The sequence below is a fragment of the Streptomyces sp. NPDC044061 genome (assembly GCF_056434305.1).
In genome coordinates this window covers 1-10,032 of sequence record NZ_JBWKFL010000101.1, presented here as the reverse complement: position 1 = coordinate 10,032, position 10,032 = coordinate 1, and the positions used below count along the sequence as shown (strand labels likewise).

At 67.9% G+C, this 10,032-nt stretch carries 9 protein-coding genes; 4 read left to right on the top strand and 5 right to left on the bottom strand.

Annotated elements, in window-relative coordinates:
• Positions 1–1,191: 1,191 nt before the first annotated feature.
• Complete coding sequence (locus AC07CM_RS49325; RefSeq protein WP_478883128.1) at positions 1,192–1,377, top strand: transposase; 186 nt, start codon at positions 1,192–1,194, stop codon at positions 1,375–1,377.
• Between the two features lie 514 nt (positions 1,378–1,891).
• Here AC07CM_RS49325 and AC07CM_RS49320 read toward each other — a convergent pair.
• Together AC07CM_RS49320 and AC07CM_RS49315 are read right to left on the bottom strand one after the other, a co-directional pair.
• Positions 1,892–2,524, bottom strand: coding sequence for a 3-oxoacid CoA-transferase subunit B (locus AC07CM_RS49320; RefSeq protein ID WP_478883127.1), 633 nt, complete (start codon positions 2,522–2,524; stop codon positions 1,892–1,894).
• 30 nt (positions 2,525–2,554) lie between these two features.
• On the bottom strand, positions 2,555–3,265 hold the full coding sequence (locus AC07CM_RS49315) for a CoA transferase subunit A (protein ID WP_478883126.1): 711 nt from the start codon (positions 3,263–3,265) through the stop codon (positions 2,555–2,557).
• Positions 3,266–3,424: 159 nt separating this feature from the next.
• Here AC07CM_RS49315 and AC07CM_RS49310 point away from each other — a divergent pair, with 159 nt between their 5' ends.
• A complete protein-coding gene (locus AC07CM_RS49310) occupies positions 3,425–4,213 on the top strand; it encodes an IclR family transcriptional regulator (protein WP_478883125.1) in 789 nt (262 codons plus the stop codon).
• 58 nt (positions 4,214–4,271) lie between these two features.
• Positions 4,272–4,592, top strand: a complete 321-nt coding sequence (locus AC07CM_RS49305) for a TetR/AcrR family transcriptional regulator (RefSeq protein ID WP_478883124.1) — start codon at positions 4,272–4,274, stop codon at positions 4,590–4,592.
• Between the two features lie 552 nt (positions 4,593–5,144).
• Here AC07CM_RS49305 and AC07CM_RS49300 read toward each other — a convergent pair.
• Entirely contained in the window at positions 5,145–5,762 is a 618-nt protein-coding gene (locus AC07CM_RS49300) for a hypothetical protein (protein ID WP_478883123.1), read from the bottom strand.
• A 202-nt stretch (positions 5,763–5,964) separates the two neighbouring features.
• Between AC07CM_RS49300 and AC07CM_RS49295 the strand changes: the two genes are divergently transcribed.
• Positions 5,965–6,267, top strand: coding sequence for a WhiB family transcriptional regulator (locus tag AC07CM_RS49295; RefSeq protein ID WP_478883122.1), 303 nt, complete (start codon positions 5,965–5,967; stop codon positions 6,265–6,267).
• A gap of 175 nt (positions 6,268–6,442) precedes the next feature.
• Here AC07CM_RS49295 and AC07CM_RS49290 read toward each other — a convergent pair whose 3' ends face one another.
• Together AC07CM_RS49290 and AC07CM_RS49285 are read right to left on the bottom strand one after the other, a co-directional pair.
• Positions 6,443–7,816, bottom strand: a complete 1,374-nt coding sequence (locus AC07CM_RS49290) for an ISAs1 family transposase (RefSeq protein WP_478883121.1) — start codon at positions 7,814–7,816, stop codon at positions 6,443–6,445.
• 356 nt (positions 7,817–8,172) lie between these two features.
• A partial coding sequence (locus tag AC07CM_RS49285; RefSeq protein ID WP_478883120.1) for a zinc ribbon domain-containing protein occupies positions 8,173–10,032 on the bottom strand: 1,860 nt, incomplete at its 5' end.

Sequence of the window (10,032 nt, the reverse complement as noted above, 5' to 3'; positions counted from 1 at the left end):
TCGAACGGCTCGCAGTCTTGGCCATGCACCCACCGGGACCGAGAGGTCACAACCCTACCTGTGAGGGCTGCAGGAACGATGGTCGCCTAATGAGCAGGCCCTGGTGCCCCTGCGCTTGTGGACTCGGTCCGGATGACGGAGATCAAAGGGGAGCAGCTGCCACCCGGCTGGCCCGGCCGTGGCGAAACGCCGCAACAAGGCCGGGGACACGACGTAGCGGGATGTGCCGGAGAGGTACACCGGTCCCGTCACAAGATCTTCGGCTGTAGTAGGACTGATTAACTGCGTGTTCTTCTTGTGCTGGGAAGCCGACATATCACGCGAACCAGCCAGCCGGGCCAACCGGCAAGAGATGGGGCACCAGTACGCTGCACTCGGCCCGCTGTCCCTGGGCCCTGCGCACCGTCCGCAACTCGCTGATCCCCTGCCACCATGCTGCAACGCTGGTGGCGGGCCTGCTGCAGGACATCTCCGCCAGCAGAGTTACAGGACCTGATCAATGCAGTAAGCCCGAGCAACCCGCTCACCGTCTACCTCCCACTCTCGCCTTAACAAACCATCGGTAGCGAAACCGCGGCAACCCGCTAACTGTTATCCGGTCGATGAGTCCAGCATGTGGACGTTCCGACGGTCGCGGGAGGGTCTTGTCGAACTTCCGGCCAACCGCCTCGGGAGCCGAGGCGGTGGCGGACGCGGTCGGCAGGGACCGGGATGGTCGCCTCCATCCGGCACCTGTGCAGGTAGGTCCATTACGCCGGGAGCCGTAAACTTTGTCAGCCCGCCCCGGTACGGTGTCCTGCGGGGCCGCCTGGGACCGAGCCGGGACACCCGAATCGTCTCCAGAAGCGGCTCGGACTGTGGAGAATCACCCAGCTGACCGGCTGTGGTCAGCGCGGACAACGGCTTCTGGACCTGATCGACGGACAGGTGCATTTGGTAGTCAGCTCGCCTCGGGAACGTCCGAAGCCGTGATCGAAACGATGGTCCCCCTCGGCCCGGCCGAACTCACCCGCCAGGCCCTCGCCGGTGACCTGACCGTCGAGATCCGGACAGGGGACGTGAAGCTGATGGACAACGCCAAAGCCATGGCCGAGGTGGTCGCGGAGTCCGAAAGCGGGCTGACCGACGCTCCTGGCATTAAAACAGTGACCCCCGCCCGCCTCCTGGCCCAGACCGGGAGCCCCCTGCTTCCTGACCGCCAGCGTCTTCGCCCAGTACGCCGGCACCGCTTCCATCGAGATCGCCAGCGCGGACCGCGCACGCCACCGCCTGTCCAGGCGCGGAGACCGCCAGCTCAACGCGGCACTTCACACCATCGCGATCACACAGATCCGCATGCCCGGCAGCCGGGGCCACACTGCCGGGCCAAAATGGTGAATGCGAGATACCCCGGGAAGCACAGCACTGCTTGAAACGCCGCCTCGTGATCACATCTGCACAAGGCGGTCGGGGACGGACGCCGCCGCACCCGGACGACGGGCGCAGGTGGACAACCGGGGCTACTGCAGCATCCAGCGCGGCCAGCCCAACCCGATGGCTGACTCTTCGGAAGAGCGGGGCACAGACCTGTCGCCATGGGACGCCGACGAACTCGAAGTCGTGGCCCTTGCACTCAACAACCAACCAGAATCTCCTATCGGTCCAGGAAACTGGTGTTGCGACGACCGGTTGAGGGGCCTTCACCTCAGCAGCATGCCAGCATGAACTGCACGTATGGGGCCTGCTGCAGAGCTGTGGACGCACCGGGTCGCGTTCCGACGTCGCCGCCGCACAAAGTCCACGGTTACGTCACGCCAACCGGGACCAGGAAACGGCACCAACACACCTCGCCGCATAAAGATCAAACCCAGGCCGTGCCGGCAGTGAAGGACTCCTCTACCGCGGCTGGTACTCAACCACTGACCACTGCCTCGGCGGACAGATGCAGAGGGGCGCCGGTCTTCGCTCGTACCTCTGCCTCGGTGACACCTGGAGCGAGTGTCATCAGCTGCAGGCCATCGGGAGTCACGTCGATGGTGGCGAGATCGGTGATGATGCGGCTGACTACGCCGGTGCCGGTCAGTGGCAGGGTGCTGTCGTCGACGATCTTGGGGGTTCCGTCCTTGGCGACATGGTCGGTGAGTACCACGATGCGGCGGGCGCCGACCACGAGGTCCATTGCGCCGCCCATGCCTTTCACGAGGGCGCCGGGGATGGTCCAGTTCGCGAGGTCGCCCTTTGCGGTCACCTGCAGGGCTCCCAGGATGGCGATGTCGATGTGGCCACCCCGGATCATGCCGAAAGACGTCGCTGAGTCGAAGTAGCTCGCGCCGGGGTTGACCGTGACCGTCTGCTTGCCCGCGTTGATGACGTCGGCGTCCTCCTCGCCCTCCCAGGGGAACGGGCCGAGGCCGAGGATGCCGTTCTCGCTCTGCAGGGTCACCCGCACGCCGTCGGGGATGTGGTTGGCCACAAGGGTGGGGATACCGATCCCCAGGTTTACGTAGTCGCCGTCATTGAGTTCGGCGGCCGCGATCGCCGCCATCTCGTCACGTGTCCGGGGCACTGGTTACTCCTAGGCTCCGACGGTCGCGCGGGGGCGGACCGTGCGCTTCTCGATTTCCTTGATCCGCTCGCGCGCGATCAGCAGGCGGTCGACGTAGACGCCGGGTGTGGCAACCAATTCGGGGTCGATGAATTCGTCGGCGAGGTGCTCGACCTCGGCCGCTGTCACCCGGCCGCACGTGGCAACGAGAGGGTTGAAGTTGCGTGCGGTGGCGCGGTACGTGAGGTTGCCCGCCTCGTCGGCGGTGTGTGCGTGCACGAGCGCGAGGTCGGCGACAATCGCTCGCTCCTGCACGTAGACGTGCCCGTCGAACTCGGCGTGCGGCTTGCCCTCGGCGACGGGTGTCCCCACCCCGGACCTCGTGTAGAAGGCCGCGATCCCGGCCCCGCCGGCCCGCATACGCTCGGCGAGCGTGCCCTGCGGGCAGAACTCCACGTCGAGAACCTTGTCCAGGTACTGCTGGGCAAACAGCTTGTTCTCGCCGACGTAGGACGCGATCACCTTCGTCACCTGACGGTTCTCCAACAGCAGACCGAGGCCCTTGCCGTCGACCCCCATGTTGTTGGACACGATCGTCAGCCCGGTGACCCCGCTGTCGCGTACCACCTCGATGAGATCGTTCGGGACACCGCAGAGACCGAAACCGCCGACGGCAATCGTCATGCCATCGGTCAGCACGCCGGCCAAGGCTGCTTCCGCACTCGCGCACAGCTTGAACAACTCGTCCACCTCCCGTCTAGGGCGTTCACTGTCTGAGCACCCAGAGTCAACTCGTGGACCCCCTCGCTGGGCAAGAAACAACACATCTGGCGGAAGAACCGATCGGCCGGTGAGCATGAGCCAGACATGGCGTCCATTCAGTGAACGTATGCTGGAGGCATGCACACGGACACGACCCCAGCAGCCCACCTCGTCGGCAGGGTCGGCGTGGTACTGCGCGCACTATCGACGGTCAACGAAGCCGGTGCGGCCACCGCCGAGCTGGCGAGGGCGACGAGCCTGCCGAGACCGACCGTGCACCGACTGCTCGTCTCGCTGGCCGAGGAAGGGTTCGTCGACCGCGACCGGCGCAGCGGCCGCTGGTTCCTCGGACCTGAGCTATACCTGCTCGGCGGGGCGGCCAGCATGCGCTACGACGTCACCCACCACGCGCGTGAGAGCGTGCACCGGCTCGCGGCCGCGACCGGCGAGAGCGCGTTCTTCTCCGCCCGACGGGGGGATGAAACAGTGTGCTTGCTACGCGAGGACGGGGACTTCCCCATCCGCTCCTTCGTGCTGTACGAGGGCGCCCGCTTCCCGCTCGGTGTCGTCTCAGCAGGTCTGGCAGTGCTGTCGTTCCTCGACGACACGGAGATCGACGCCTATCTGGAACGCAGGGACCTGGTCGACCGGTGGGGCCAGGAACACGCGCCGGACGCGATGCGCGAGCGGATCGCGCAGACCCGAACCGACGGCTACGCCGTAAACCCCGGACTCATTGTGGAAGGCAGCTGGGGCATGGCGGCGGCCGTGTTCGACCACGCCGGACAGCCCGCGTGGGCGCTGACAGTGACCGGAGTGGAGACCAGGTTCCGCCCCGAGCGCAGACCCGAACTCGGTGCGCTACTGCTGCGCGAGGCACACGCGCTCAGCCGCACACTCAACACCAGGGCGGCCGCCCGCCACTGACCAGCTGATCAGCGCAGTCGCTGCGAACTGACGTTGGCCTCATCCATCGCAGACGGACATGAGCAAGCCATCTGCGCGGACGCGACTCGCGGACGCCGCGTTCGCTCTCTTCGACGTGCGCGGAAACGAGAACACCACCGTCGACGACATCGCCGAGCGGGCCGGAGTGGGGCGCACGACGTTCTTCCGGCACTACCGGTCCAAGGAAGCGGTCACCTTCCCCGACCACGACCGGCTCCTGGAGCTGATCAGGGACCCACTGGCGACTTCCAGTCACAGCCAGCTTCCGCCAGAGCGCTACCCTGCAGCCGGCCGCCCCGCCAGTTCCATCCGGCGGTACGCCCTGTCCCTGCCGCAACCACTACTGCCGGACGGTTGACAACCGAGCAGTGCCACTCCACCCCACCGCCTGGCGACTGATGGCTCAGCCCGCCCAACGGCACGTCACCTGCCCTGACAGGCCGGACGTGCCGTCGGACGGCCTCCCATGGGCGCGGCCCGTACCCCACCACCGCGCCCTCGACCGGTCGTCCGCTTCTGGCCGCGGGAGGTCCGCACACACAGGACGGCAGCACCGGAGCGGTCGTCTCAAAACGGCAGACAAGTGACTCCTGCGCCGAGAACCGACCACACGTCCCGCCCGGACCACGACACCTGGCGGACGGTGCCTGAAGCGCACCGTCAGGTTCCCACCCACCGGCAGCGGCAACTACTCGGCTCGCTGATGCCTTTCGACACCGCGTCCCGTGCCCGAAGCACCTACCTCGGAGCCATTGATCGGGCCGCCCTGAACATGTTGGAGAGCTGCTTCACATCCGGACGCGAGTACCGAGCCCAGGTGCAGATGAAAGCCGTGCCGGCTCCCGATCAGTGGTTCGGCCCTGTCTTCGTCCGGCCCCCAACGGCACCGCCCCGATAGGGCACCAGCTGATCAACTTCTAGCAAAGGGCGAAGCGTTGTGGGTGTACAGCACGGTGCGCCCTTGCCGGGTTCGTTTGACCGTGCCCGTGGCGACAAGGCGTTCCAGGGTCGCGCGCACGATGGGGGTGTTGCGGGCTCGCTCGGGGTGGTGGCGTTCCAGTTCGTCGCGGACCTCACCAGCCGTGGGCGGTTGGCCCTGGTGGCCGTCCAGGATGGCGGTCAGGAGCTCACCCAGTGTGGGCGTGGCGGTGCCTGACGGCGTGGTCTTCTGCTCGGTTTTACTGCCGTTGGCCGGTTTGGGTGGCAGGTTCTTGGCTGCCGTCAGCGGTTGCGGGACTGCCGTCTCCTTCACGGCCGGGGTGCCGGGTGCTGGCCGCTGCTCGCCGGCGGATGCTGCCTGTGCCGCATCGGTGGAGGGCGTGGTGTCCTGGTGGGCCTGCGCTTTGGGCAGGGAGCCTTGGATGCCGATGAGCCATGTCTCCTCTGCCTGCAGTTGGACCAGGCGTGCCTGGATGTGTTCCACCTGCCGGGTGAGGTCTTGCTGCTGGGCACGGTTGTGCTCGAGGTCGGCCGCGACCTGCTGTGCGTAGCGGTCCTGGATCGGGGCGGTGGTGGCTTCGTCGGCCACGGTTCACGCTCCTCATCGGTGTGGGATGTTGCCCCGGGATGTTACTCACAAGTTGCACGCGTCTACCTGCCGATCACGTGGGCGTCACCGGAACGTGAGTAGTGCGCTGAAAGGTGAAAGCCGGCACTGCGCAGGTGCCTCCCCCTGCAGGGTAGGAGTGTTGTGCCTGGTCGCGGGCGTAAAGTCGACTTGTGGTGGGCCGATGGGGGAGGGGAACGTGACGGACGGGCGTTGGGCCGAGAACGCCGCATGCCGGAGCACTGACCCGGATGCGCTGTTCGTCCAGGGCGCAGAGCAGAACCGCGCCAAAACCGTCTGCAACGGCTGCATGGTGCGGACCGAGTGCCTGGCCGAGGCGCTCGACCAGGGCATCGAGTTCGGCGTGTGGGGCGGAATGACCGAACGCGAGCGCAGATCACTGCTGCGCCGCAATCCTCACGTCGCCTCCTGGCGGGCGGTTCTGGAGCAGGCACGCGCCGCCTGCGAAGGGCCACACGTCAGCTGAGCGCCCCTGAGCCGGGCCACCGTCTCGAGGGCGGTGGGAGTGGACGAGCCGTAGGCGGGCGAGCGCATGTGCGGGACTTCTGGCACCCTGCAGAAGCTGGCGCCTGGGCCGTGCCGGAACCATTCGGGAACAGCGGAGCGGGCATCCCTGCAGCGGTTGGTAGACCGTGGTGGCACTACACCGCGCGGTGCCTCGCGCGGCCCTTGTGGGTGTGCGCGCGGCGAATGGCACGGGTTGCGGGAACCTTCAGGTCAGCCTCGGGCCACGCGCACCTGCCCCTGCCACCTCCTGCGCCCATCGACAGAGCGGCTCGCGGTTGGAAGCAACCCCAGGGCTTGATCAAGTTCCGCAGGTGTCCGGATCGTTGGTGATGCCGAGGATGGGGAGTGCTCGGTGGGGTTCGTCGCGGATCGCCCGGGAGGCACATGGCGATGTTGTCGGCTCCGAGGGTTTTCAGCACGCCGATGGCGAGGTTGCGGAGGGTGGCCATGGCCCGTGGTGCGGTTCCGGCGTGGACGGTGGAGGCGTCCTCGGCGAAGGTGACGTCCCTGATGTGGTGCGAGGAGTTCTCCACTGCCCAGTGCCCGCGAATCGCGGCGGCCAGGTCGGCCGGCCCGGCTTGGTGGGCGTCGAGGCTGGTGACGGCGTAGACACTCTCACGGGTCTCGCGTCGGCCGGACTGCTTGCGCCGGCGGTGGACGCGGATGGCCAGACGGGCGTGGGGAAAGGCGATCGGGCCGAGTTCGTCCGCGACGGCGCAGGTCTTGATCGAGCGGGACTCGCGTCTGCCGTGCGCAGAGGCGGAGGCGGAGTGCTGGACGGCGATGTCTCGCCATGGCAGGGCCGCGAGCTGGCTGTGGGCGGTCGGCTGGTTGGTCTTGATCACGGCGATGTAGTGCGCCTTCTTGGCCTCGACCAGCCAGGAGATGTTCGCCTTGACCGAGTGCAGGGCGTCGAAGGTGACGACGGTGCCGGCCAGGTCCAGCGGTGCCAGCAGCGGACGGAAGTGGGTGGTTTCGTTCGTCTTCGCGCCGACCTCTACCTGGGCGAGGGTCACGACGGTGCCGTGCGTGACCGCGGAGAGCAGATGCCGGCGCGTCGCGGTGAGACGGGCTGATCCCTTGAGCGCTTTGCCGTCGACAGCGATCACGCGCGGCCGCCGGGACGCGGACGGCGACGGCGCCTGGGCGGGTTCGGTGACGGCACGGTGCCGGTCGGCCAGATAGGCGCCCACCGCCTGGTCCAGGGCGTCACCGTCAACAGCCCCCAGCACACGGCCGATCGTGGCCCGCGACGGAGTGCGCCGCCATCTGAGCAGGTGGCGCCGGATCCCGATCACTATCAGGAGTGCGTTCGGGGCACGCTGGCCCCACTCGGCGAGTTCGTCGATGCTCCTCGCTCCCGAGACGACCGCGCAGGCACACACCAGAAGGATCGCGGTCAGCGAGTACCACCGGCCCCGCCGGGAGCGCGGGTCGGGCACCGAGTCGAAGTAGAGACGCAGGTCAGCGATCCGACCGGCATCCAGCGGACCCAGCTTCACCAGCACGGCGGGAATGGGAGAGGATACAGCGGCAGGCACGGGCCACCTCATGATCATCGGGCTTAGACACCACAATGATCACGAAGCCCGTGCCTGCTCTGTTATGCACCCCAACCGGTCACAACCCGACCAGCCGCACGACCCCGGAACTTGCAACCGCCCTGAAGCAACCCGGCTCCACTACGGTTCGGGCGACCCGGCTGACCGGAGCAGATTAGGCCAAAGGGAGAGGCGTGAATATCCCGTGCTGCGGGCCGGGAGCGTGCGCCGGTGCTGCGGAATGCCGGGCTTCGTGCGCGCAGCACGACGCTCGCCAGGTCGAGTTGTTCCGGGTGATGTCAGGCGACTTCGCCTAAGAGTCATCACGTAATGAGGCGATGTCCACCCGATGTCTGTACGGAGTCGGCGCGTCTGGGTGGCGCGTTGTCCGTGCAGCCGGCTGCTCCGACGTGGGCCTTGTGCCGCTCGTTCGCGGGTCGGGTCTCATTCGGGGTTGGCCTGGTAGCGGGTGGTGGGGTTTTGCCGAGCAGAGGCCTGCGGCCGGAAGGATCCGGCGTGGTGGCTGCCGCGTGGGTGCGGCCCCGGGTGGGGCGGGCACCGCGCTGCGGTTGACTCGACAGGGCTTCTTGCAGCCCTGGTGCGAAAAGGATCTGTGTATGTTGCGCCTGGACGGTGTCCAGGCGCGCCGTGCTGGGGTCGTCGGGGTCGGTGAGGTGGACGTGGGCGCACAGGGCGCCGGAGACTTTGTCCCGGTCGCCGACGAGCCCGCACGAGAGGCACGTGTGGATCCGGTCGGCGAGGGTTTTGGCGACGTTCCCGCCGCAGAAGCAGGTCTGGGACAACTTGGTGGTGAAGGTGGAGGCGCGGAGCATCCGCCCGCCGGTCTTCTCGCACTCCCGGCCGATGGCAGTGATGAGCCGTCCGGGGGTGGTGGCCTGCAGTGTTTTGCCCCACCTGCGGAACCAGGTCCGAATGTCACAGTCCTCGACAACCACATTCGCGCCGTGGGCGGTGACGATCTCTTCGGCGGTCCGTCTGGCACGGTGGTCTTTGGCCGCGGCGGCGGTGGCGGCGGTTTCGGCGAGCCGGGCCCGGTTGAGCCGGTAGCCGGCCGACAGGCTGTCGCGGTGGTACGCCTGCTTGGGCACCTGGGCCTTGTTCGCTGTCCGCGCCCCGCCGGGCACCAGAACGGTGCGTGCGAGCAGGCCTGCAGTCTGGCGTCGTTCGGCGCGGGCTTGTTGGCGTTTCGACGGCTGGTACTGGCCGGGGTTGGAGGCTCGCCGGGAGCGGTCGAGAGCACGCGTGCGGCCGCGTTCCTTGCGGCGGGCTTTCGCCCGCGCGGCGAGTTCCTCGTCGGACGGAGCTATCCGGGTTGCTTCGATGTCGCCGTCGGCGGGGTCGAAGGTGTTGGGGAAGGAGACGATGGAGAGGTTGGAGACGTTGCCGTCGATCCCTGCGACCCGCTCGAGTGCGGCCGCCGCCTGGCGGCGGGCTTTCGTCGCCGGGGACGCGTAGGCGCCGGTGAGGACCATCAGGTGGGCTTCGTACGCCCATCCGCCCGGCGCGGAGCTGTCCCGGCGGCGCACCAGGTCGATCTTGTGCCAGGTGTCGGGGTTGTTCAGGAAGTGCAGCAGGCGCGGCCGGCGGCCCGACCCCGAGGGCAGGCGGACGGGCAGGACCAGGTCACCGCGGCGCGAGGCCGCACCGCCGGTGAAGACGACGGCCAGAGGTCCGGTGTGGTCCCACCAGGTCGCGGCCCGCGTCTTCGGGGTCTTCTTCGCCCTCCCTTCGCCCGTCTCGATGCGTCCCGAAGGGCGCGCGGACGCGGGAAGGTGCCGCGGCTGCTCGAGCAACGCGATTCCTGCAGGAAGCGCGGCGGCCTGTTCCGGGGTGGTGACGGTAGGGTCGAGATCCCGGTGGCGGTAGGCGTCGAGGTGCCCGGCCAGGGTGCCGTGCAGGCGGAAGGTCTCCCACTTGCGGTCGGTGGTGTGGGAGCGGGCACGGCCGGGGATCCGGGTGTAGTCCCACCAGAGGCCGGTCTTCGGCCGGTGGTGCCTGCGGCCGGAAGAGTCCGGGAACAGGTGCCGGCTCACCGAGGTTTCGAAGACCTCGTCCGCCTGGTGCATGACCAGCGCTTTGGTGACGTGATGGGCGAGATGCTGGGAGTTTTCCATGTGCCGGTAGGCGCGCCGTTCCATGCCCTCCCGGGACAGCCCGAGCTC